This window comes from Flavimaribacter sediminis (genome assembly GCF_019492055.1).
Taxonomy (GTDB): domain Bacteria; phylum Pseudomonadota; class Alphaproteobacteria; order Rhizobiales; family Rhizobiaceae; genus Flavimaribacter; species Flavimaribacter sediminis.
Map to the genome: position 1 here is coordinate 59,154 of NZ_JAICBX010000003.1, position 23,082 is coordinate 82,235.

Annotated in this window: 20 protein-coding genes; 6 read left to right on the forward strand and 14 right to left on the reverse strand. The window is 58.8% G+C overall.

All coding sequences use genetic code 11. From position 1 onward, the window contains the following. Position 1 precedes the first annotated feature (1 nt). The 9 genes from K1W69_RS15960 to K1W69_RS16000 form a co-directional block, all read right to left on the reverse strand. Positions 2-859: an ABC transporter permease gene (locus K1W69_RS15960; protein ID WP_220229428.1), complete on the reverse strand. Its 858-nt coding sequence runs from the start codon at positions 857-859 to the stop codon at positions 2-4. Positions 860-861: 2 nt separating this feature from the next. Then, the gene (locus tag K1W69_RS15965; protein WP_220229429.1) at positions 862-1,830 is read right to left on the reverse strand and encodes an ABC transporter permease; all 969 of its coding nucleotides are present in this window, start codon (positions 1,828-1,830) and stop codon (positions 862-864) included. 20 nt (positions 1,831-1,850) lie between these two features. Further along, the gene (locus tag K1W69_RS15970; protein WP_220229430.1) at positions 1,851-3,455 is read right to left on the reverse strand and encodes an ABC transporter substrate-binding protein; all 1,605 of its coding nucleotides are present in this window, start codon (positions 3,453-3,455) and stop codon (positions 1,851-1,853) included. Positions 3,456-3,519: 64 nt separating this feature from the next. Beyond that, entirely contained in the window at positions 3,520-3,945 is a 426-nt protein-coding gene (locus tag K1W69_RS15975; RefSeq protein ID WP_220229431.1) for a PaaI family thioesterase, read from the reverse strand. Beyond that, positions 3,942-4,955 (reverse strand): quinone oxidoreductase family protein, encoded by a 1,014-nt coding sequence (locus tag K1W69_RS15980; RefSeq protein ID WP_220229432.1) that lies wholly within the window; start codon positions 4,953-4,955, stop codon positions 3,942-3,944. Before K1W69_RS15980 ends, K1W69_RS15975 begins: the two co-directional genes overlap by 4 nt. A 65-nt stretch (positions 4,956-5,020) precedes the next feature. Further along, positions 5,021-5,872, reverse strand: a complete 852-nt coding sequence (locus tag K1W69_RS15985) for a VOC family protein (RefSeq protein ID WP_258571137.1) — start codon at positions 5,870-5,872, stop codon at positions 5,021-5,023. A 91-nt stretch (positions 5,873-5,963) separates the two neighbouring features. Then, on the reverse strand, positions 5,964-7,151 hold the full coding sequence (locus tag K1W69_RS15990) for a M20 aminoacylase family protein (protein ID WP_220229434.1): 1,188 nt from the start codon (positions 7,149-7,151) through the stop codon (positions 5,964-5,966). Between the two features lie 33 nt (positions 7,152-7,184). Then, positions 7,185-8,831, reverse strand: coding sequence for an aminotransferase class V-fold PLP-dependent enzyme (locus K1W69_RS15995; RefSeq protein WP_220229435.1), 1,647 nt, complete (start codon positions 8,829-8,831; stop codon positions 7,185-7,187). A 903-nt stretch (positions 8,832-9,734) separates the two neighbouring features. Beyond that, a complete protein-coding gene (locus tag K1W69_RS16000; RefSeq protein WP_220229436.1) occupies positions 9,735-10,931 on the reverse strand; it encodes an ABC transporter substrate-binding protein in 1,197 nt (398 codons plus the stop codon). 156 nt (positions 10,932-11,087) lie between these two features. Here K1W69_RS16000 and K1W69_RS16005 point away from each other — a divergent pair, with 156 nt between their 5' ends. Continuing rightward, on the forward strand, positions 11,088-11,840 hold the full coding sequence (locus tag K1W69_RS16005; RefSeq protein WP_220229437.1) for a FadR/GntR family transcriptional regulator: 753 nt from the start codon (positions 11,088-11,090) through the stop codon (positions 11,838-11,840). A 20-nt stretch (positions 11,841-11,860) separates the two neighbouring features. Here the strand turns inward: K1W69_RS16005 and K1W69_RS16010 are convergent, their stop codons facing one another. The 4 genes from K1W69_RS16010 to K1W69_RS16025 all read right to left on the reverse strand — a co-directional run bounded on the left by K1W69_RS16010 (position 11,861) and on the right by K1W69_RS16025 (position 16,227). Continuing rightward, on the reverse strand, positions 11,861-12,265 hold the full coding sequence (locus K1W69_RS16010; protein WP_220229438.1) for a nuclear transport factor 2 family protein: 405 nt from the start codon (positions 12,263-12,265) through the stop codon (positions 11,861-11,863). Positions 12,266-12,284: 19 nt separating this feature from the next. Then, on the reverse strand, positions 12,285-13,310 hold the full coding sequence (locus K1W69_RS16015) for an aldo/keto reductase (protein ID WP_220229439.1): 1,026 nt from the start codon (positions 13,308-13,310) through the stop codon (positions 12,285-12,287). Positions 13,311-13,326: 16 nt separating this feature from the next. Continuing rightward, entirely contained in the window at positions 13,327-15,045 is a 1,719-nt protein-coding gene (locus K1W69_RS16020) for an ABC transporter permease (RefSeq protein ID WP_220229440.1), read from the reverse strand. A gap of 69 nt (positions 15,046-15,114) precedes the next feature. Next, positions 15,115-16,227, reverse strand: coding sequence for an ABC transporter ATP-binding protein (locus K1W69_RS16025; RefSeq protein ID WP_220229441.1), 1,113 nt, complete (start codon positions 16,225-16,227; stop codon positions 15,115-15,117). Positions 16,228-16,530: 303 nt separating this feature from the next. Here K1W69_RS16025 and K1W69_RS16030 point away from each other — a divergent pair, with 303 nt between their 5' ends. Genes K1W69_RS16030 through K1W69_RS16040 form a run of 3 tightly spaced genes read left to right on the forward strand, consistent with a single transcriptional unit; the run spans position 16,531 to position 19,933 of the window. Further along, positions 16,531-17,694: a serine hydrolase domain-containing protein gene (locus K1W69_RS16030; RefSeq protein ID WP_220229442.1), complete on the forward strand. Its 1,164-nt coding sequence runs from the start codon at positions 16,531-16,533 to the stop codon at positions 17,692-17,694. Between the two features lie 5 nt (positions 17,695-17,699). Next, positions 17,700-18,317 (forward strand): flavin reductase family protein, encoded by a 618-nt coding sequence (locus K1W69_RS16035; protein WP_220229443.1) that lies wholly within the window; start codon positions 17,700-17,702, stop codon positions 18,315-18,317. Positions 18,318-18,364: 47 nt separating this feature from the next. After that, complete coding sequence (locus K1W69_RS16040; RefSeq protein ID WP_220229444.1) at positions 18,365-19,933, forward strand: GMC family oxidoreductase; 1,569 nt, start codon at positions 18,365-18,367, stop codon at positions 19,931-19,933. A 108-nt stretch (positions 19,934-20,041) separates the two neighbouring features. Here K1W69_RS16040 and K1W69_RS16045 read toward each other — a convergent pair whose 3' ends face one another. After that, positions 20,042-20,920, reverse strand: coding sequence for an MBL fold metallo-hydrolase (locus K1W69_RS16045; RefSeq protein ID WP_220229445.1), 879 nt, complete (start codon positions 20,918-20,920; stop codon positions 20,042-20,044). Between the two features lie 215 nt (positions 20,921-21,135). On the opposite strand from K1W69_RS16045, the gene K1W69_RS16050 reads away from it, so the two are divergent. Together K1W69_RS16050 and K1W69_RS16055 are read left to right on the forward strand one after the other, a co-directional pair. Further along, positions 21,136-22,308 carry an acyl-CoA dehydrogenase family protein gene (locus K1W69_RS16050; protein ID WP_258571140.1) on the forward strand — a complete coding sequence of 391 codons (1,173 nt, stop codon included), beginning with the start codon at positions 21,136-21,138 and terminating at the stop codon, positions 22,306-22,308. After that, the gene (locus K1W69_RS16055) at positions 22,308-23,081 is read left to right on the forward strand and encodes an enoyl-CoA hydratase/isomerase family protein (RefSeq protein WP_220229447.1); all 774 of its coding nucleotides are present in this window, start codon (positions 22,308-22,310) and stop codon (positions 23,079-23,081) included. Before K1W69_RS16050 ends, K1W69_RS16055 begins: the two co-directional genes overlap by 1 nt. Position 23,082 lies beyond the last annotated feature (1 nt).

Here is a 23,082-nt window from a genome sequence, read left to right on the forward strand (position 1 = left end):
GTCAGCGGTCCCTCAGTCGAGGGTTCAGCGCGTCGTTCAGCCCGTCGCCGATAAGATTCATCGCCAGAACCGTGAACATGATGGCCAGACCCGGAATCGCGCAGATGTACCAGGAGCGACGGATCAGGGTTCGTCCGTCGCCGATCAGCGCGCCCCAACTCGCCACATTCGGATCGCCGAGACCCAGGAACGAGATGGAGCTTTCGAAGAGAATTGAACTCCCGATAATCACCGAGCCCAGCACGATCACGGGCGGGATCGCGTTCGGCAGGATTTCGGTCACCATGATGCGAATGTTGCCCATTCCCATGGATCGGCAGGCCAGCACGAATTCGCGGTCGCGCAGCGCCAGGTATTCCGCCCGCGTCAGGCGGGCGATCGGGGGCCACATCGTGATGCCGATGGCGAAGGTGATGTTGCCGATGGTCTGGCCCAGAACCGCCACCACCGTCATGATCATCAGGATGTTCGGGATGGTCTGGAACAGTTCGGTCAGACGGGTCAGGACTTCGTCGAGCCAGCCGCCAAACCATGCCGCGAAGGCGCCGATGATCACGCCAAGTATCGTCGCGGTGAAGGCGGCTGCGAAGCTGATCATCAGCGTTGTCCGGGCGCCGAAGAGGATCAGAGCCAGGATGTCCCGTCCAAGACTGTCGGTGCCCAGCGGGTATTTCGGATTGGTGAAAGGCCATATCTCGGGCCGATAGACAATCCGCAAGGGATCGCGGTCGATCAGCCAGGGCGCGGCGATCGCCGCCGCGAAGACGATCACGATGATGATCAACCCCAGCACCGCGCCCTTGTTGCGGGCGAAGCGATAGAGATGGTCAAGCGACTGGGAGGAAGCAGATCGGGCCAATGTCAGCGGTTCCTGATCCGTGGGTCGAGCCGGTAGTAGGCGATATCGACCAGCAGGTTTGCGAAGGCGACCACCACAGCCGACAGGACGAAAACGCCCAGCACGACGGGATAGTTGCGGCTCATCACGCTATCCAGCATGAGACTGCCAATCCCCGGCCAGGAGAACACGGCCTCGATCACCACCGATCCTCCCAGAACGGTTGCAAGCTGAAGCCCCAGCAGCGTCACGACGGGCAGAAGAGCGTTGCGATAGACATGGGCGAAGATCACGCGCGTCGTGCTCAACCCCTTGGCGCGGGCGGTGCGCACGAAGTCCAGCGAAAAGACCTCGAGCATCGAGGCGCGCATCACGCGCGTATAGATCGCCATGTAGAACAGCCCGAGCGACAGCGCCGGCAGGATCAGATGCCGTATCACGTCCCAGATATGGCCGAAGAAGCCATAATCGACCCCGATCGTGGTCATGCCGCCAACCGGCAGCCAACCCAGCCAGACCGAGAACACGATGATCAGCATGATCCCCAGCCAGAAGGTCGGCGCGGCGAAGAAGAAGACCGCCGCCAGAGAGATCACCACGTCCCAGAAGGTGTTGACCTTCACGGACGCGATGACGCCCGCGATCATCCCGAAGGTGACCGCGATGCCGATGGCGACCAGCATCAGCAGGAGCGTCGACGGCAATTGCGCCAGGATGATGTCCAGGACCGGCGCGTTCTGCCGATAGGAGTAGCCGAGATCCAGCGTAAACACCGAATAGATGTATTTCAGAAGCTGGATGATTGGCGACTGGTCGTAGCCATAGAGCTCCCGCATCCGATCCAGAGCCGCCGGGTCGGTAATCTGCTGCTCGGACGTCATAATGTCGAGCAGCGTGCCCGGGGCCATCTGGATGAGTACGAAGTTCATCACGATGACCCCGATGACGAGCGGGATGATCTGGAGCAGCCTGCTTAGTATCAGACGTTTCATTTGCTCGTCTTGCCTTGCTGTTAGTCGTCCAGCCAGACGTCGGACAGACTGTCTGCAGAGATGTCCGCGCGGCCCTCGAGGCCCTTGACCTCATCGGCGTGGACCGTGGTGGACTCCATTTCGACAAGGATCGTGATGGGCAGGTCCTCGGCAATGATTTCCTGCATCTTGTGCGCCATTTCCACGCGCTTCTCCTCGTCCACTTCAATGGCCATGGCGTTGACCAGTTCGTCCATTTCGGGATTGGAGTAGCCATTGGCGTTGCGGAAGGCTGCGCCCTTCACGATGCCGTCGGTGGTCACGTAGTTCGTCTGGCGCGGAACCTGTTCAACCTGTGACGCGTGGTTCGACAGTGCGATGTCATAGTCGTAGTCGTTATAGATGCCCTTGATCGAGCTTGCGCGATCCGGAACCTTCAGGTTCACCTCGATGCCGATGTCTTCCAGGTTCTGCTTCACGAACTGGCCGACCTTGCCGTTTTCCTCAAACCAGCCGGCTGCGAGCAAATCCACGGTGAAACGTTTGCCGTCCTTCATAGGATAGCCCGCCGCGTCCAGCATCTCCGCCGCCTTTTCGGGATCGAAGTCGTATTTGGGCAGGTCTGGATCATGGAAAATCGGATTGACTGACGACACAAAGGATACGCCGGGCTTTGCGCGTCCGAAATAGACGACATCGGCGATCAGCGCGCGATCGATGGCGGTCAGGATGGCTTTGCGCACCGCCGGATCGTCCACGATGGGATTGCGGCTGTTGAACTCGATTGTGGAGGCCCAGGCGGCGCCCAGGTACCCGTCCGAGGTAGCGACGAAATCATCCGTTTCGGTCAAACGGTCGATATCGGGCGCGGGGATAGGGTTGAAGATGCCGAGCTTCAGCTCGCCCGCTTCCATCGCCGCCGCGCGCGAGGCCGCGTCACGCCAGTAGCGTATAACAAGTCCATCGAGATAGGGCTTGCCTTCATCCCAATAGTCCTCGTTCTTGTCGTATTCGATATGGCTGCCGCGCACCCATTCCTTGAACTTGAACGGACCGGTGCCGACGGGTGTGTTGTTGATCGGGTTGGTCGCGATCTCTGTGCCCGCGTAGATGTGTTCAGGCAGCACGAGCGACGTGGCGAGCACGTTCTTGAAGAAGAATTCCGGTGTGGGCTTGCTGAACGTCATCCGCACCGTCTTTTCGTCAATCTTCTCGATGCCGGTGAAGTTGCTCAGAGCCGCGCCCGCGACCATCGGCTTCCAGTACTCGTTGACCGTGTAGATCACGTCGTCGACCGTGAAAGGCTCGCCGTCATGCCAGGTGACGCCGTCACGGATGGTGATGTCGTAGGAGGTGAAGTCGTCGGAGGCCGTCACGTCGGTCGCAAGGACCGGAAAGAATTCCGCATTGTCGTCCATGCGGATCAACGGCTCCAGGATTTTCGTGGAGCTGATCAGCGGGCTTGACCCGCCGCCGCCGGGCACGAACACGGCCTGCGGTTCGAACCCACCCCAGGTGGCGACAAGCGTGCCGCCGGTTTTCGGCGTGTCCTGCGCCAGGGAGAGGCCGGGCATGGTGAAGCTTGCCGCGGCCAGGGCGACGGCCGCGGTTGTCGTCAGGAAGAAACGTCGTGTTAGTCTTGTCATTGCATTCCCCTTCGAGGTCTGTCGTTCTTGGATCGGGACGGTTTTGTCTCCGCCCTCGTTTCGGCTATTTGCTGGGAGGTATTGCGTAGGTGCCGCGGCCGATCGCCACGAGGGCGCCGCTTTCGTTGAAGACGTCCACATCGGCCACCCCGACCGTGCGCCCAAGGCGCCGGACGGTTGCAGTCGAGATCAAGGCGGTGTTGATCGCCGGCTTCAGGTAATCGACGCGGAAATTGATCGTCGGAATGCCGGTGTTCAAAAGCATGGCGAGCGCGAAGTCGCCGACCGTGTCGATGACCGATGCGATCGGGCCGCCGTGCCACTGGCCGGTGCCTGCGCCGCGCTCGAATTCCGGGCGCAGCGGAGCGATCATGGTGATCGTCTGCTTTTCGATGTCGATCTCGGTAACCTTGAGGCCGCAGAAAGCGATGAAGGGCGAGCCGTCCAGGTATTTCTGGACCGTCGCCATATCCATGGTGGCGTTCGTCATGGCGTGATCACCAGCTTGCCAAGAACCTTGCGGTCCTCGAGCAGCCCCATGGCGTCCTTGGCTTTCTCAAGCGGAAATGTCTCGTCGATCACGGCCTTCAGCTTGCCTTCTTCCATCATGTCGAAGAGCCGGTGGATATCTTCGCGCTCCCAACCGTTCGAGCCTTTGATCTGCAGTTCGAAGGTCCAGATGAAGCGGATGTCCTCGACCGGATCGAAGCCGGCGGTGGCTCCGCAAGTTACAAGTCTGCCGCCCCTGCGCAGGCATTTCAGCGACGGCACCCAGGTTTCGCCGCCCGTGAAGTTCACGACCATGTCGACGCCGTTGCCCTTGAAGGCTTTGCCGATGCTCGGCTTGCCGTGGCGCGCGCGGCATTCCTTCATGAAATCGACCTCGCGGTAGAGAATGATCTCGTCCGCACCGTACTTCATCAGTTCTTCGCCTTTTTCCTCGGTGCCGGCGCAGGCGATCACATAGGCGCCCGCCGCTTTGGCCAACTGGACGCAGCAGATGCCGACGCCGCCCGAAGCGCCCAGGATCAGGACCTTCTCGCCTTCCGCGACCTCGCCGATGGTCGTCATCATCCTGATCGCGGTGCCATAGGCGACCGGCAGGGCGGAGGCTTCTTCGAACGACACATGGTCAGGCAGTTTGATCAGCTGATGCGCGCGGGTGACGCAAAGCTCGGCGAGACCGCCATTCTTCGTTTCGCCCATCAATCCGCCTTCGACGCGGTTGATCGGGTCGATCAGAACGCGGTCACCGGGAGCCCAGCCCTCGACGCCCGGGCCGACTTCAACCACTTCGCCGGCGATGTCGAGGCCAACGATGATCGGCATGGGAATCCTGATCCCGGGCATGCCGCGACGGGTGAAAATGTCATGGTAGTTGTACGAGCTGGCCTTGACCCGGATAACCACGTCGCCCTCTTCGGCAACGGGGTCGGGGAAGTCCTCGACATAGGTCATCTTGTCGAGCCCGCCGTGCTCGTTCAATACTACTGCGCGCATATCGGTGTTCCTTTTTCTTTCACATTCTTACGCAGCCAGGGCGCGCCGCCCCTCGTGCGCCTGGTTTATTCGTGGAATTCGATCGCCAGCCCGAAGGCCGCGTCCTCGCCGACGCGCAGCCGCGCGCCGAGGTCTTCGAAGGGCACGCCGCCGTCCGTCAGCGCCTTCCGCGCCGCGTCGAGCGACTTGCAGCGAACACTCAGCGCAATCATTCGCGCCTCGCCCTCTTCCGGAATGATCGAGACGGCGTCGCCGAAGCGCGCCTTGCCGGCCTCGGCGGTCAACGCGACCACCTGCCCTGCGCCAGCCTCCATCGCCATGCCGCCATCGACCGGCTTCATGACGCCTGGACCGAAAAATGTGTCGAACATGGCCAGCGTCTCCTCAGGCGCGCCGCCAGCGAAGACATATTCGGAGACGTCAAGCGCCGTGTTCGGATGCCCTTGCCACTCCTCGCGCCAGACATATTGCGGCGTCTTGTGATGGCAGAAGAAGCTGCGCCCCTCGGCAAAACCCTTCTTCGGAAAATTGATCACTGCGAAGGCGGCGTCGAAGGTGCCTTCGCCGGTCTCGACCGGGCGAACGAAATGCGTCGGATCTTCTATCTTCAGACCTGTTTCGTCCAGGCGGCTCACTACCGCGTCGAGGTCCGGGCAGCGCCAGACCACGGAGGCCAGGCCGCGCGGGGTCTCCATCAATTCGGGGCGCAAAAGCTTCTTGCCAGCCTCGAATCCCAGAAGTTCAAGATAATTGTTCTGGAAGATTGCAAGATTGTTCGATGAACCCAGCGAATGATGACCGCGCGGCGTCAAGTCAAACCCCATGGCGGCGTATTGCTCGACCGAAGCGTCGAGGTCGCCATGCACCATGACCACAACGTGATCAAGTTCTGGAATCAGTGTTTCTTTGTCGGTCATGTCCTGTGCCTTCATGTCTCTGAGATCGGGGCGAACATTTGGTGTAAGTGGATTGCCTAAGTGTTCCGGTGATCCGTCAATGCCTGACAGATCAGTTGATGGAATCGGGGATACTCGTGGGCAAACGCTGCCTGACCAGGGTCGTCCAGAAGGAACATCCCCAGGGGATAACGTCGTCGTTGAAGTCATATTTCGGGTGGTGGACCATGGCGCCCGGCCCGTTGCCGACCATGATCATGGCGCCGGGGCGTTCATTGAGCATGAACGAGAAATCCTCGCCGCCAAGCACCGGCGGCATTTCTGCAGACGTGTTATCCAATCCCGCCACCTCGGCGGCGGCGGCCAACACGTTCTCGACTGCCTCGGCGTTGTTTATCGTCACCGGATAGAGCCGCAAATATTCCAGTTCGCCTTTCGCGCCGAATGCTGCGGCGATGTGCTCGACAGCGAGCCCAAGCTTCTCTTCGACCATGTCGCGCACATCTTCATCGAGGCAGCGCACTGTGCCGCGCAGGGTTACCGTTGGCGGGATCACGTTGAAGGCGTCGCCGCCGTTTATCTGCGTGATCGACACCACCGCCGACTTGATAGGATCGAGGTTGCGCGACACGATGGTCTGCGCCGCCTGGACCAGCGCCGCCATTACCGGCATCGGATCGATCCCGTTATGCGGTGTGGCGGCATGGGCGCCGACCCCTTCGATTTTGATGTTGATTTCATCGACCGAGGCCATCATCGGGCCCGGGCGGGTCGTGAATTTCCCGACCTCCAGGTTGGGACGATTGTGCATGCCATAGAATTCCTGGATCGGAAACTTCTCCAGCAGTCCGTCGTCGATCATGGCCTTGCCGCCGGCGCCGCCTTCCTCGGCAGGCTGGAAAATAACGCAGACAGTTCCGTCGAAAGCGCGGCTTTCCGCCAGCGCGCGGGCTGCGCCCAGAAGCATGGCTGTGTGACCATCATGCCCGCAGGCGTGCATCTTGCCCGGAACCGTTGAAGCCCATTCCGCTCCGGTGTCTTCCTTGATCGGCAGGGCATCCATGTCAGCCCTCAACCCGATCGTCCGCCCGGACGCATTGCTCTGCCCCCGGATCACACCGACCACGCCGGTCTGGCCTATGCCTTCGTGCACCTCATCGACGCCGGCCTCGCGCAGGAGCCGCGCCACTTCGCCTGCGGTGCGATGCACGTCGTAGAGCAATTCGGGATTGCGGTGCAGATCGCGACGGAATTCCGTCAGTTCGTCAAGATGTCTTGCAACCCAATTCTCAATAGCCATTCGCCAGGTTTCCTATCCGTTGTCCGTGTCAGTTCAGGCCGCGCCACGTAGCTGCCGGGATGCTTCCACCGGCATCCAGAACCAACGCAACTTTTCACTTTCCGCATCAAATGCAGGTCCGACCTCCGGGGTGTGGCGCTCGGCCAGGTCGGCAATCTCGTGAGCTATCGCCAGGCAGGTCTCGAAGTCGGGGGCTGTTGTCGGCGCAGCGCCGTTTCCGAACCACATCTGGGCAAAATCCGGCGCCGCGTCTTCAATCGTTTCGACCATCCCGGGCAACGCCGCGGGATCCGGACGCCAGACGCCGCTCGCCGCGTCGAGACGGTAGGCAGGCAGGACCGACAGCCCGCGATGCGCGATGAATGCGATTGCGGCCTTGATCTGGTCTACCGTCTCTTCATCGAAGAACCAGCTGACCCCAAGCCGCGCCCAGCCGGGACGGAATACCGAGTAACCGCGGGCGACGGCGCGCTCATGAGCCCAGGCGGTGGCGGAATCGATGCCCAGAAGATCATGACCATAGGGCCCTGCGCACGAACATCCGCCCCGCGCCTGAATGCCGAAGAGATCGTTCAGCAGGGCGACCACGAAATTATGGTGCAAAAGGCGCTCGCCAGCCCGGATATTGAAGGAAAATATGCCAAGCCGCCGGGATCGCGGCGGGCTCAGCAATTCCACCGCCGGCTCCGCCGTCAGCAGGTTGTCGAGCCGCTGGGTCAGAAACTCTTCCTGCGCCGCAACGACTTCGTCGCCCATTCGCGCCTTGAGATCGAAGACCATGCCGGCGCGAATATTGTCGATGATGGCGGGCGTTCCCGCTTCCTCGCGCCGCTCGGGATCCTCCACGTAGACATGCTTTTCGGCGGTGACGTAGGAGACGGTGCCGCCGCCTGTCATGGTTGGCCGCTTCTGGTCAAAGATCCGACGATCGGCGACCAGGACGCCCGATGCGCCAGGACCGCCGGGAAACTTGTGCGCCGAAAAGAGCGCGGCGTCGATCCGGTCCGTCTCGCCGGGCGCGGATGCTCTCAAACGAACGGGAACATACGGTCCGGCAGCCGCAAAATCACAGATCAACAGGCCGTCATAAGCGTGGAGCAGGCGGGCCAGCGCAGGCAGGTCGGTGAGAACACCGGTCACATTGGACGCCGCCGAAAAAGCGCCGACGAATGGTCCGCCGCCCTGCCTTTCGCGCAGTTCTTCCGCGAGCGTGTCAAGGCAGAGTTCGCCGGCCTGGTTCAGAGGAATGCGCACGATGCGCGCTTTGGTCTCGCGCCAGGTCAAGTCGTTGGAGTGATGTTCGTACGGGCCGATAAAGACCGTCGCATCGGGCCCGAGATCGAGCGCGCGCGCCAACTTGTCCGCCGCCGCAGTCGCGCCCGCCCCGGCGAAAATTACCGCGTGGTCCTCATCGGCGCCAACGCTGGTTCTGATCGCCTGACGCGCCGCCTCGCGGACGTGTGTGGTCTGGCGTCCGCACCACGAAGTCTCGGTATGGGTGTTCCCATAGGCGGGCAGAATATGGTCGCGGATTGCATCCTCGATGAAACTCAAAGCACGCCCCGACGCAATATGGTCTGCATAGATCAACGAACGCGGACCAAACGGACCCGGCATCGGCATGGCGTCGCCAATCACCGAGCGGCGGATCATTTCGAATGTCAGGGTCGGAATTTGCATGGAGAAGTCGGTTTCGCGTCTGTTTGCAGTTCGGTCGTGTCAGCTTCCCCTTCATGAGGCACGTTCCCTGTAAAACCGTCAAGGTCATTTTGCGCATTTTGCAGATATTTTCTAATTCTAGGCCATAGATTAGTAAAATAGTGGAATGGAATTGCGTATTTTTCTCTTAATATAAAAAATTGAAACTCCAAGAATTGATCAAAACAACAGCAAATGCCTAAAAAAGCATCACAACACGCTTTGCCCGCAAAGTAATCAAATGGGGATGTGCAACCTGTCGCATGGCGATGAGTGCGGGGCGGAAGCCAGGTCGAATCCACGCGGGATCGTCATTCAGCATGCTCCATTAGCGGCACGGCATTCGGCTGTTGATCATAGGCTCTCGTTAACCGCTTGAGCGGTTGAGCCAGCGCAGAATAGCTCCGCGTATCGACTAGAAAATAGCCGACTGAGCGACCCGTCACCACGTGACGTGGTTCAATTTTATAGGGCAGCACACCATGACATAGGCGCCCACTGTCACCCATGTCTTGGGAACAAACGGTTACCTATGTCTCCGGGCTGTACAGAAAATAATTGGTGGCCCGGCAGGTGTAGGATTTGGCAACAAAATCAATGGAATATACTTCGAACCCAACACCTCTTGGCGTTTTGATTATCAAAAGCGTTTTTAGATCTACCCCCGAACCTGCGAACTCAAAATGCGATTTTTTCCGCCATCGTCTTTCAGCATTTTAGATCGTGACTGATCATTCCACCTGCCTGGTTCGAACGACTTTCCTCTCTGTCCGAGTCAGAAGATCCGGCGCGCATGAGCACGCCGGATCTGTCGGTTCAATCTTTTAGAAACTGCGATAGAACGCCGGGCAACTTCGCCGCGGAAACATCCGCGTTTCCGACCTCCTACTGGTCAGCGATCATTTTATCGATAACTTTGCGGGTTTCGGCCAGTTGGTCGAACTGGGCGATTGAGGAAACTGACACTACGGCCGAACCGGAGTCGTCGATCTGCCTTTTCAGCGCGGCGCCCACGCTCGAGTTGGGATTTGAGAGCTGACCGATACGCTCTTCTTCGCCCACCATCTCCATACCTTTGGTGACGAACCAGGCAGCAAAGAGGCGAGCTGCATTGGGATGCGGCGCATATTCTGGCACAAAGGTCTTCATACCGAGCACCGGCGTATAGTCAGCGAAAGGTCGAAACCGGATCGGCTCGCCACGCGCGACGGCGAGGTCGGTGGCATAGGCCATTCCGGTGCCGACTGCCGCCTCACCCGCCGAAACCGCAGCTCCGACAGCCCCGCTGCCAGCCTTGAGGATCGGGCCGTTGGCCAGAAGACCTTCGACAATGGAGACGGTCTCATCGTGGCCGATCTCATAGTTCAGGTAATCAACCGGCGCGATGTGATAGGAGTTGAGAGCTATCTTGCCATCCCATTTCGGGTCGGTCAGATCGGCGACGTTCTTCGGCAGATCGGCTTCGTCTACGAATTCAGGATTCCAGATCAGACCATAAACCAGATCAAACATCGAGAGCACGGTGTCATGCATTTCGGGCGGCACGCCTTCAGTGGCCTCCTTGATCCCCGGCAGGCTGTCGCCGAAGGTCGTGGTCCAGTCAAATTTGGCGATATAACCCTTTTCTACAGAAGGCCATAGGTCGTCGACGCTACCCTGTCCGACATCGCCACTGAAAGTCCCGGATGCGCTTTCGGCGTTCAGACGACCCATAAGGGCTGTTGGGTGCATTGGCGCCCATTCGATCTTTATATCGAGATCATATTCCTTTTTGAAGGCCTCGATCAGGCGATCGCGGTTGGCGCTGTTGGTCGGGTGCAGCATCAGCACGACTAGTTCACCTTCCGCCTGGGCGCCAGCAACCAGGTCCTCGACCGACTGAGCGAAAGCCCCGGACGTCAGAATCGCCGTTGCCACGGCAGCACTGGCGATCCGACCTATCGTTGAGTTGAAAAGCATCTCTTCCTCCCTTTTTCGCACATCGATGAGTCTGGTTATGTGCCTCCGCCAAGAATGTCGCAATGAGAGGCGTGAGTCAATTAAATATTGGACCTTTTTAATAATTTCTCCAAATTTTTGCATTTTTGATTATTTTACTGCATTATTACAACGATTTACTAATTTGGACTAAAGATTGTATTGTAGCGCATTTCATGACAAGACGTGGCAAACCGCAATGTTTGGAATCATCACGGCTTTGTTGTACTAAGACAGCGTGTGAGAATTGGTGGGAAAACCATGGAAAAAAAACCAGCGCTCAAGGCAATCGCGAGAACACCTGCGACCAGTATGTTGAACCTGGGTCCGGTAAAAATCCCTCGGGCTGCGGACGTTCTGGCCAACCAGTTGCGCGATGAGATTGTTGGCGGCAGGCTGGCCGACGGCGAAATGCTGCCGAATGAACGCGAGCTGGCGGAGTCATCTCGGCTCTCTCGATCGTCCGTGCGCGATGCGCTGCGAATGTTGGAACTGGAAGGGTTGATCGTCACGAAGCAGGGACGCAATGGCGGTTCCAAAGTATGCAAACCGGGGCGCGATACCATTGTGAAGACCGTGAGCCTGTTCATCTCGAGCCGCCGCACGCGGCGCGCGTCGCTAGTCGAAGCACGGGGTGCAATCGAGCCGTCGGCGGCGATGCTGGCGGCCAAGCATCGCACTGATGACGACATGGCCCAGATACGCGCCCTCCACACGGTGATGGAAGGAGGGATCAACGATCTCGACAGGTTCCTGCGAGGTAACATCGACTGGCATATGGCCGTCGTGCGCGCCAGCCACAACGATCTGTTGATCGCGTTCATGGAGTCGATCTCGCATTCGGTCTATGATGTCACCAATGACGAGACTCTGAACCCGCCGGAAGTTCGACAGCAAGTGGTCAGGATCCACGGACGCATTACGGACGCCATCGAAAAGCAGGACGCGGCCCAGGCGAGACGGCTGATGGATGGGCATGTGAACGCTTACGCCGACTTCCTGGGAATCACCTGAACGGTCGACGTAACTTGCGCCTACCCGGCTTGGTTCACGCCTGACGACACGGTGCCCACGGGTAAGACGGAAAAGCATTTTGCAACAATCTTCCACGACCCCCCAATGCACAGCATATGTAGCAAGTCGCTGAACCGGTAACCCGGTTCTCCCGCCATTTCCAGCGCCACAGCAGCGCAGTTGGGACCGGCCATGTATGCAGAGATTAAGCGGTAGTCGAACGGGCGGCTTTGCGATTTGTGTGAGGGACGGCCAGCGACGATGTCTATCCAGGTGCTGGCTTCGAAGCTTTTTAGCCGGTCGCCATCGACAAATTGCAGGTTGCAATGGGGCAGGAAGATATCGCGCAAGGCGTCGGCGTCACCCGCATGAAACGCGCGGGCATAGGTTTCTGCAAGACAAATCGGGCCGGTCATATCGGTCATTGGCAATCTCGTTCTGCGTTCAAGAGTTGTCGGAAGGGAGCGGCACGTGAAGCACCTGCTTAAGCCACCTTGCGCCGTTATGAAAATTGGTGACTGCGCTCCCCGGCGGCACGAGAGCATCAAAGGCCGGGATCAGTTCGCGTGGGAAAGTCAGGTCGAGAACGGGAAGCATTTGATCGAGCTGATCCATTGTGCGCGGACCGAAAAGAGGTGCGGCGACGGCCGGCTGGTCGCGGACCCAGGCCATAGCGAGTTGACCGGCGCTTACCCCGGCTTCTGCGGCCAGCCGAGCAACCTCGACACCGACCGCGATGCCGCGGTCTGTAATCCGGTCCGAATAGACACCGCCGCGAGTCACGGCTCGCGAGTCCTCCGGCAAATCGGCTTTGGAAGTATAGCGCCCGGCTAACACCCCTTGCGCCAGCGGGGCGTAGGGTATCAAGGATAGCCCGTAGGCAAGGCAGAGCGGCACCAGTTCGTTCTCGACACGACGATCCAACAAATTGTATGGGGGCTGCTCGACAATTGGGCGCACCCAGCCGCGTTGGTCGGTTAGCGCGACGGCCTCCATCACTTTCCAGGCGGGAAAGGATGAAGTTCCGACGTAACGTACTTTGCCTGCAGTGACGAGATCGTCGAGCGCACGAAAGGTCTCGTCCGCGGGAATGTTGAAATCAGGGCGGTGCAATTGCAACAGGTCGATATGATCGATCTTCATCCGAACCAAGCTACGTTCACATTCGCGGATGATATGATAACGAGAGTTGCCGCTGTCGTTGGGGCCCTCACCCACCGGATAATGGACCTTGGTGGCCAACACCACATCGTCGCGGCGCCCCCATTGAGCGATAGCCTTTCCGGCGAACTCCTCACTGCGGCCCTCGTTGTAGGAGTTGGCGATATCGAACAGGTTGATGCCCGCCTCAAGCGCCCGGAGCATGATTTTGATCGACATCTTCTCATCTGTTGGCCCTCCGAAATTGAAAGTGCCAAGCGCCAACGGCGCGACCTTGAAGCCGCTGCGGCCTAGAGAGCGATAGTCCACCTGAAACCTCCTTGTACTATTCTGCGGGAGCCAGTTTTGTGACGGCCGCGTGAGATTTGCGGTGGCGGCCGCTTTCCAGACGTGATGCGAAGAGCTGAACCGGTATCACGATTGACAGCAGGCCACCGACCAGGATTACGGCAAGCGCGGACGCAGTCGGGATCTCGGGTGTGCCCCAAAGAATATAGAGCTGTGACGCAGCCACCACGTTGGAGGTGGTAATCAGGAACAATGGGAAGGTAATGTCACGAGCGCTGTGTCCGGCGACCCAGAGCCAACCGTTGAGGATATGTGGCAGCAAGAGCGGGAATACGATGCGACGCAGCATGGTAAACCATCCTGCCCCGCAGACGAATGAGGCATTTTCCAGCTCACTGTGAATCTGGATCAGTGCGGCGTTCATGGTGCGTGTCCCAAATGCGATATAGGCGGTCACATGGGCCAGCACGATAATCCAAATCGTTCCATAGAGCGGAGTGCGCAGATAGATCAGCAAGATGGCGATAGCCAGGACCACCGGCGGAATGGCGATTGGCATGAATGAGATCACCTCAAGCGCCTTGCCGAGCCGACCCTTGGAGCGCACCGAGATCCAGGCGATCATAACCGATAGAACCATAACGATGGTAGCCGACATCAGCACAAGGATGATGGTGTTGACAAGCGCCCGGATAATGAACGACTGGCCGAATACATCGGCATAATTGTCGAAGGTCAGCCGACCCAGCGCCTCGATCGAAGGCACAGAATAGAACGGCAGGAAACTGGTCCAGACCAGCACCAGGAATGGCAACATCATAATGAGGAAGTAGAGCGCCACGAGGCAGGTTGCCGGCAGACGCCAGCTGCCAAGCGCACGTTTCGTGGGGCGGAATGCCTTGCCAGAGACCACGCGGAAGCGTTCGCTCAGGCGCACGGTGCGGAAATAGACCAGCACCAGAATCGCAGCCAGCAGCAGGAAAAAGGTGCCGAAGGTGGCGGTGAGTGAATAGTCGGGCCGCGAGATGTCGGAATTGGCGAGCAGGAAGATCTGTGTCGAAAGCACCGGCACCTTGGCGGTGAGGCCGATCACCAGAGGCAGGTCGAACGCCTGCACCATCGCCATAAACAACAGTATGCCGACCGACAGCAAACCCGGCACCAAGAGCGGCAGAGTCACAGTGCGAAACACGCTGAAACCGCCTGCGCCATGGACTGAGCCGGCGCTTTCAAGTTGGGGATCCATGTTACGCATCAACCCTGCGATCATGGTAAAGGCGGTTGGCACAATGGCCAGACCAGTGATGAATATCATTGCCTGCAGAGAATAGACCGAGATCACCGCGCCCTTTAGATCGAACATCCAACGCAGCAGCACGTTGAATATTCCGTTGCCCGGATTGCCGAGCAGGATCCAGCCGAACGCCATAACGATGGGCGGCACCGCCATCCACGAGAACATCATCGTGCGGATTGTCGCCTTGAACGGAAGGTCCGTGCGTTCGACCAGCCAAGCAATGCCAAAAGCGACGCTAACCCCGATTATCACGGTACCGCCTGCGTATTTCAGCGTATTGAATATCAATTTGGGAAGGCGGTCGTTGGTCAGCGCATTGCGATAATTTTCGAGCGTGTAGATATCCGTATCGAAAGGCAGTTCACCTGGGGGCGCGAGGCTCGTGCGGAACAGCAGGATCAGGGGCGCCACGACCAGAACCAAAAGTAGGGCCAGTAGCAGGATCGAGACAATCGTCACCGTCGGAATCGAACGTATTCTCTGGAAAGACGAGTTTGAATGCGTGTTTGTTATGGTCATCTCAGCGCCCTAACCCTGGTCCGGCAGCGCCACGCAGCGGTCGACGGGCAATTGCACGGTCACCTGCTCGCCGACCCGATGCGATGCGTAGGAACTGACGAAGACCCGCAGCACCTCCGAGCCCACGGCAACCTGAATGTCAAGAAACTCGCCGGTGAAACTGATATGACTGATAGCCCCGGTAAAGACGTTGGGGGCGTCGGATTTGGCTGAGTTCACAACGATCCCATGCGGGCGCACCATCAGCCCGACACGCTCGCCTCGAGCAGCCAGTTTGGGCGCAGGACAGGTCACTACGCCAAATCCGAGTTGTATTGTGCAGCGATCGCCCGAGACATCGATGATCTGGCCTGGCAGGATGTTCGAACGGCCAACGAATTGAGCCACAAACGCTGTGCGCGGGTTGTTGTAGATCTCGTCTGGGGTGCCGAGTTGTTCTAGTCGCCCCTTATTCAGCAGGGCGATCCGATCGGACATTGACAATGCCTCGGTCTGGTCGTGGGTTACGTAGATCGTGGTGGCGCCCACCGATTTGACCAGTTCGCGCAATTCGACCCGCATCGAGTCGCGCAGTTTGGCGTCGAGGTTCGAAAGCGGTTCGTCCAGCAGCATGATGGAAGGTTCATCGACCAGAGCGCGCGCCAGCGCAACCCGCTGCTGCTGCCCACCTGAAAGGTAAGGCGCGGGGCGGTCGGCAAAGTCTCTGAGGCCAACGCGGTCGAGCGCGCTCATCACCTTCTGGCGCACCTCGTTTCGGGGACAGCCGCCACGGCCATGCACCAGCGGGAAGGCGACGTTTTCAAAGACGGTCATATGCGGCCAGATCGCATAAGACTGAAATACCATTCCCAGCTTACGCTTGTTCGAGGGCACTACTGTCTGGGTGTCGCTGCAGAAGACCTTCCGGCCATCCATGGTGATCCGTCCGGTCGTCGGATGTTCGAGCCCGGCAATACTTTGCAGTGTCGTGGTCTTGCCGCAGCCTGAGGGACCGAGCAGGGTAAAGAACTCTCCTTGCCCGATGTCAATCGACAAATCGGTCAATGCCGGTTCCAGCGCTACACCCCGAGACTGCCCTTCAGTTGGTGGATAGGTCTTGTTTAGCCTCTCCAGAACCAGCATAGTTTCCTCCCACACCTATTCGACTGAACGACCTATCCGGGCACGCTACGTCATCTGCGTGCTCTCCCGGCTCTACGCCTGTCTGTCACACGAACAATAAGCATATGTCGGCAGCCGCGGTCAATATAAAAGGTCTAATGTTTTTATTTTTTGACTGAGAATCTCGCATTAAATGGTTTATCTATATGTTATTAATGGATTTATTAAGATATGAAAATGAGAAAATTTTCGCCATTGATCTTCTTGGACACAAATGTCATGTTAACATCAACCTAATAAAGAACAAGATTTCAGGAGGCCGTATTGAGAGATTTCAGCGCAAATCTTCGCACTTTTCAGCTTGACGCGCTTGGTGCGGCGATCCAACGGGACATCGATGCTGCTCTTTACGATGGCATGGCCGTAGGCATCCGATCCGGCGGAGAGACTGTCTACCAGCAAAGCTTTGGCTTCGCCGATCGCCGAACTGGTCGGAAGCTGGACGGTGACGATGTTTTTGCGATTCTCTCATTTACCAAGGTTTTTACCGCTCTCGGTATCTTCCAGGCAATCGAGAGGGGCGACCTTTCACTCACGACCCGGGTCGCCGACGTGCTGCCGGGCTTTGGAGCCAATGGCAAACAGAATATAACCATCGCCCAGCTGATGTCTCACACTGGAGGAATGCCGTTCACCCTCCCCGGCCTGACGCCGGAGATGCAGGGCGATCTGCGCATGACTGTCGATTTGGCCTGTCAGATCGCCCCGGTCAACCCGCCTGGCGAAGTGGTATCGTACAGTGCGCAGGTATCCTACGACGTCCTCGGCGGCGTGATCGAGGCATTGGATTCACACGGTCGACACTACCGCGAAATAATCGCCGACCAAATTTTTCGTCCTCTAAATATGAGTCACAGCGCGATCGGCGCACATCCCGATATTGCCTCGCGGCGTGTTCCGATCGTGGCGAGAAACGAGACACCGATGAACCTGGCCCTGATGGCGCGCGATGCGGCGATGACCGAAACCAGCGAATTGCCGGGTGGCGGCGGCTATGCGTCACTGGACGATATGCTTAATTTTGTGGCTATGCTGGAGGCAGGGGGCGTACTGGATAGCCGGTATGTCGTATCGCCGGCCGCCCTGGAGCTCGCGCGTAGCAATCATACCGGCCTGCGCCCCAACAACACGTTGGCGGCACAACGCGAAATGCGCGGGTTGGAGCCTTATCCGGCCTATCTGGGACTCGGATTCTTCCTTCGCGGTGAAGGGCTGTTTCCGATGCCCTTCGGCCAATTCGCCTCCGCCGAAACCTATGGGAGCATCGGCGCCGGATCGATGGTGTTCTGGTGCGATCCGAATCGCAACCTTTCGGCGGTGTTTTTATCATCAGGGCTCATGGATCAGGTAGACAGCCATCTGCGCTATCAGCGGCTGTCGGATATGGTGCATGCGGCGCTTGAGCCGCAGGTTAAAGGTGCGGAGTAGTCCGGATGGAAATTGATCCCAACACGAATTCGATGCTTGAGAACTACAAGATCATGACTGGTCTGGTGGTTCCACGCCCAATTGCCTGGGTGACGACGCTGAATGCAGCGGGCTCCACTAACCTGTCGCCGTTTTCTGCCTTTACCTTCTGCTCACACAAACCACCAATGGTAGCGATCTCGATCGGCCGCAAGGCGGGTGTCGTGCTGAAGGATACCGGACAGAACATCCTGCGTAGCGGCGAGTTTGTGGTAAACATCGTGAACAGCGCAGCACTGAGTGCAATGCATAACAGCTCGGCCATCGTGCCGCCCGATGTCAGCGAGGCTGATGCATTGCAACTGGATCAGCTGCCCAGCAGCACCGTTTCCCCTCCGCGCATCGCGGAAGCGCCTGCCAGTCTGGAATGCCGATTGCACCTGTCAATCCCACTGGGTGAGGAGCACAACATGCTCATGATCGGCGAAGTGCTGCGATTTCATGTGCGCGACGATCTGATCAACAATGGCAAGGTCGAAACCGTGGCGCTGGACCCGGTAGCGCGCTTGGGGGGGCCGAACTATGCCGGTTTGGGCGAGGTGATCCGCATGCCCGATGCAGTGCTGACGACGGTCGGCCGCTAGATTTGTCACACGAGACTACAACAGGGGCTGTCAGAACGGCGGATTTTGTGATCGTCGGTGGCGGCAGCGCGGGTTGCGTACTGGCGAACCGGCTGACGCAGTGTGGGCGCTACTCGGTGATTTTGCTCGAAGCAGGCAGTGGGCGGCGGCCGGTGATGACACAGATACCTCTGGGAGTCGGCCGATTGTGGAACAACCCTCAATATGGTTGGGGCTACCGCTCAGCACCAGAACCCGGTCTGCGTGGACGTCAACTGGAATTACCTCGCGGTCGGCTGCTGGGCGGCAGTGGTGCGATCAACGCCATGAATTTTGTGCGCGGGGCGGCGGCTGATTTCGATGCCTGGCATGCGCTGGGACTGCCGGGATGGTCCTCGCGCGACATGGCGGCGTCATTTCGTGCTGTAGAGCGTGTAAGCGGCGCGCTAGCCGGACCGCACCGTGGTGACTCCGGGCCGATTGAGGTCAATGAGACAACAGTTCAGGATCCGCTGATTGACATTTGGATCTCGGTACTGAAGGCGCAGGGTCATGCGTATATTCCCGATTATAACGCGGAATTCTCTGCCGGCGTCGGCCGTGCACAATTCAATATCGCGCGTGGACGGCGGTGCGATCCGCGCTCGGCCTATCTGGATCCAGCATTGAGACGACGGAACCTGACTGTCTTGAGCGGTCACCACGTGGCCCGAATCGCAGTGAGCCAGGGCCAGGCCAGCCACGTGATCGTGCGGCATGGCTTGGCTACGCTGCGCATCGTGGCGCGGCGCGAGATAATTCTGTCGGCAGGGACCTTCGGTTCGCCACATCTGTTACACCTTTCGGGCATCGGGCCGGGCACTGTGTTGAAGGCGGCAGGAATCGAACCGGTGGCCTTTAATGACGGTGTCGGGCGGAACCTGTGGGAACATCCTCGTGTCGCCATAGAGTTTCGCCGCCCACCCTCGTACATGCACCATCTGTTGCGTTGGGACCGGCTGGTGCTCAGGTTGATGCAGGCGCTGGCGCTGCGATCGGGACCGGTAACATGGCCGCTGGCCGCGGCGCATCTGTTCCTGAAAACGTCCCCGGAGCGGATCTCTCCGGATGTTCAAGTGCTGCTCCGGCTGTTCGACCCATCTCTGCAGCCGTGGCTGCTTCACCCACCTGCGGGCGACCGCTGGGGAATGGTGGTCTGCCTAGTTCAGCCCGACAGTCGCGGCCGGGTGCAGGCAGTATCGGACGACCCGATGAAAGCCCCGAAGATCACCACGGGCATCCTGAGCAACGCCGTGGACGTGGCCAGGCTGATTGGCGCCTGCCGAGAGCTTAGACAGGCAATGGACACGCCGGAGCTGGCGCAATGGACCAGGGAAGAGGTGACGCCTGGAGCTGGCCTGTCGTCAGAAGCGGACTGGGAAAATTTTGTGCGCGACACCGCCGATACGATCTTTCACCCTGGCGGCAGTTGCGCGATGGGCGCCGTAGTGGATCACCGACTGATGGTTCACGGTCTCAGCGGATTACGTGTGGCCGATGCCTCGGTCATGCCCCTACCGGTTTCGGGTAATATTCATGCCGCTGTGCTGGCTGTCGCAGAGAAGGCAGCCACGATGATCTTGTCCGCAGCTGGATAAATCATGAGTTAATATAGCCGGCTTTGCACAAAGCGCGCCGGAGACATTTTCTCGATCGCGGTTTTTGTAACGACATGTTTCATCGAACCGGATCAAAATTGATTTCGCTCATGGATTGAAGCGCCAGTCCTCCGCCACGAAAGCAAATCCGCAGCCACGCCGGTCGACGTGGCCAAGCGTAGGAAATGGCAGATGCGAAGCGGACATCAGCCATTTCTCGGTCGCGATCATGTCCAGCCCGCGCCTGCGCGAGGCGATGGCGGCATCGGCGTCCACGTCGAAGGTGAAGTTCTGGTCGAGGATGTGGAAACTATAGACCGGCGAATAGACGAGATCGCCGGCCAGGAAGAGCTGATCGCCGTTGCTTTCGATCATGAACCCGGAATGCCCAGGGGTGTGGCCGGTCAGCGGCATGGCGGTGATTCCGGGCTGCACCTGACCCTCCTTATCGAACAACCTCAGGTTCGGGTACAGCTCAGGCACCGTGCGCGCTCGTAACAACCAGGGGCGGTTGCGCTCAGTGCTGCGCTGCATCGCGAGATCACCCATGAAATAATCGAACTCGGCCTGATGCATAATGATTTCGGCGTTCGGAAACACCGCTCCGCCCTCGTCGAGTAGTCCGCCGATATGGTCGGCATGCATATGGGTGATCAGGATCGCGTCGATGGAGTCAGGCCGGATCCCCGCATATTTCATATTGAACTGCAAAAAACCCGACGTCGGCCCGAACAGCGGTCCGCAACCGGCGTCAACCATCACCCGGCGCTTGCCGTCATCGACGATATAGACGACCGTACCCATCCGAAATGGGCCCGATGGCAGGAAAGCCTCTGAAGTCAGCCGAGCCAGTTGGTCGGCTCCCCCCGAGAAGTAGGACGGATCCGCCTCGAGGTAGCCGTCGGAAATGATTGTCACCATAAATGAGCCGATGCGGCGGCGATAGATCGCTGGAGTCTGGTGTATTTTTGAAAAATTATCAACCATTTAATATTTCCTCTTCTATCGGGAAGAAAAGTCTATCAAGACATATATTTACAGCTACATCATCGAAACCGAAAACGCAATAAGCAGAAAACGAAATAAAAGGTTTGATGTTTTAATTCGATTGATGTTTAATGCTCAAATATGCGGGTCGCCAATCTGACCCGTCGACTTCACGGGGTATAATTACGATGACCGGAACTAGCGACGACGATGGAATGCTTGGCTGGGAAATGCCGGAAGAGCTACGCGCGTTGCGCGACATGGTGCGCAAGTTCATGACCAACGAGGTCCGTCCGGCTGAAGAGACGTTGCCGTTGGATTCGTTCCAGTTTCCCGAGGACATGCTGGAAAAGCTGCGAGATCATGCGCGTGCGCTCGGGCTGTGGTATGTGCAGTCGCCTGCAGAACATGGCGGAGCCGGCCTGAGCCTGCTGGGCCAGGTCGTGGTGGCCGAAGAGGCCGCCAAATGCCGGATGGGCGCCTATGTGCCGGCGGGCGGTGCATTCGGTTATGACCCGCCGAACGTCATCTTCAAAGGAACGCCGGACCAGATCGCTCGTTATGCCAAGCCGTGTATCGCCAATGGCGACAAGACATTCGTTGCTATCTCCGAGCCAAGCGGCGGCTCTGATCCGGCACGGTCGATCCGAACGCGGGCGGTGCGTGATGGCGACGACTATGTCCTGAATGGCACCAAGGTCTGGATCACCGGTGCAGGACAGGCGAAGTGGGGCGTCGTCTTCGCCCGAACGGGTAACCACAACGAGCGCGGGGGAATCACCAGTTTCATTGTCGACGTTAACACGCCTGGCCTTAGTTTGGAGCCGATCGAGGTGATCCGATCCTATTCGCCCTATCAGCTTACCTTCGAGGATTGCCGGATTCCCTCGGCCAACCGCCTGGGTGAAGAAGGCCAGGGTTTTGCGTTGGCGGAGGACTGGCTGGTTCATCAACGCGTTCCTTACTCGGCGACCTGTATCGGCACTGCGCAGGCGGCGTTGGACATCGCGCTGGACTGGACGCGAGACCGCGTCACCTTTGGAAAGAAACTGGCCGATCACCAGGCAATCCAGTGGATGCTGGCCGATAGCGAGGTTGATCTGCGCGCAGCGAGACTTCTGGTTTATCAAGCGGCGTGGCGCGCAGAGCGCGGCGCGAATATCAAGCTCGAGGCGTCGGTGGCCAAGCTTTTCGCCAGCGAGGCGGCAAATCGTGTAGTCGACCGTTGCGTGCAAATACTGGGCGGCATGGGCGTGGCGAAGGAACTGCCGCTGGAGCGCTGGTTTCGGGAGACGCGGATAAAGCGGATAGGTGAAGGTCCTTCGGAAGTGCACCGTATGGTGATCGCACGCGACCTGATCCGCAACGGCAGCCGCGAGGTCGATTGATGTCGATCGACCTTTTAACAACCGGCCACATTGCGCGGATCACTCTGAACCGGCCGGAACGCATGAACGCATTGGATGGCGCGCATTATACGGCGCTGGCCGAGGCCTGGACGGCGGTGCGCGACGACGACGCAATACGCGCCGTGGTGGTCACCGGTTCGGGCGACAAGGCATTTTGCGCCGGGGCCGATCTGAACGGGTTCACCAATACCGGACCGCCGCTGTCGGAACTCTGGAATCCGCAGCAGGGGATGCTGCTGAACCGGGGAATCGAGCTGTACAAACCAGTACTGGCGGCCGTGAACGGTTATTGTCTCGGTGGAGGCATGACGCTGTTGATGGCGACAGACCTGCGCCTGGCAATCCCGTCCGCGACATTCGCAGTAACCGAAGTAAAGCGTGGTGTAATCGCAGCAAATGGCGGCACCCAGAGGATCTTGAAGCAACTGCCGCATGCCATCGGCATGGAATTGTTGCTGACCGGACGCAGCATGGATGCAGAGGAGGCTTTGCATTGGGGGTTGATCAATCGCATCGTGCCGAAGGAGCAGTTGGACGACGCTGCGATGGAATTGGCCGAAGCGTTGGCCGCCAATGCCCCGCTTGCCATGCGCGCATCGAAAGAACTGGCATTGCGTAGCTATGACATGGACCTTCAGGCAGGTCTGCGGGCTGAACAGATGGCAAACCGGCTCATGCAGACGACCCAGGATGTGAAGGAAGGCGCGCGCGCATTCGCGGAAAAGCGCCCGCCGGTTTTCAAAGGGAAGTAGA

What these genes read in the sequence shown, in the direction of transcription:
- K1W69_RS15970 (WP_220229430.1), bottom strand. Translation starts at nt 3,455, where the DNA reads ATGACAAGACTAACACGACGTTTCTTCCTGACGACAACCGCGGCCGTC.
- K1W69_RS16045 (WP_220229445.1), bottom strand. Translation starts at nt 20,920, where the DNA reads ATGGTTGATAATTTTTCAAAAATACACCAGACTCCAGCGATCTATCGC.
- K1W69_RS16055 (WP_220229447.1), top strand. Translation starts at nt 22,308, where the DNA reads ATGTCGATCGACCTTTTAACAACCGGCCACATTGCGCGGATCACTCTG.
- K1W69_RS16025 (WP_220229441.1), bottom strand. Translation starts at nt 16,227, where the DNA reads ATGCTGGTTCTGGAGAGGCTAAACAAGACCTATCCACCAACTGAAGGG.
- K1W69_RS15990 (WP_220229434.1), bottom strand. Translation starts at nt 7,151, where the DNA reads ATGGCTATTGAGAATTGGGTTGCAAGACATCTTGACGAACTGACGGAA.
- K1W69_RS15985 (WP_258571137.1), bottom strand. Translation starts at nt 5,872, where the DNA reads ATGACCGACAAAGAAACACTGATTCCAGAACTTGATCACGTTGTGGTC.
- K1W69_RS16010 (WP_220229438.1), bottom strand. Translation starts at nt 12,265, where the DNA reads ATGACCGATATGACCGGCCCGATTTGTCTTGCAGAAACCTATGCCCGC.
- K1W69_RS15995 (WP_220229435.1), bottom strand. Translation starts at nt 8,831, where the DNA reads ATGCAAATTCCGACCCTGACATTCGAAATGATCCGCCGCTCGGTGATT.
- K1W69_RS16005 (WP_220229437.1), top strand. Translation starts at nt 11,088, where the DNA reads ATGGAAAAAAAACCAGCGCTCAAGGCAATCGCGAGAACACCTGCGACC.
- K1W69_RS16000 (WP_220229436.1), bottom strand. Translation starts at nt 10,931, where the DNA reads ATGCAAAAATTTGGAGAAATTATTAAAAAGGTCCAATATTTAATTGAC.
- K1W69_RS16050 (WP_258571140.1), top strand. Translation starts at nt 21,136, where the DNA reads ATGCTTGGCTGGGAAATGCCGGAAGAGCTACGCGCGTTGCGCGACATG.
- K1W69_RS15975 (WP_220229431.1), bottom strand. Translation starts at nt 3,945, where the DNA reads ATGACGAACGCCACCATGGATATGGCGACGGTCCAGAAATACCTGGAC.
- K1W69_RS15965 (WP_220229429.1), bottom strand. Translation starts at nt 1,830, where the DNA reads ATGAAACGTCTGATACTAAGCAGGCTGCTCCAGATCATCCCGCTCGTC.
- K1W69_RS16035 (WP_220229443.1), top strand. Translation starts at nt 17,700, where the DNA reads ATGGAAATTGATCCCAACACGAATTCGATGCTTGAGAACTACAAGATC.
- K1W69_RS15980 (WP_220229432.1), bottom strand. Translation starts at nt 4,955, where the DNA reads ATGCGCGCAGTAGTATTGAACGAGCACGGCGGGCTCGACAAGATGACC.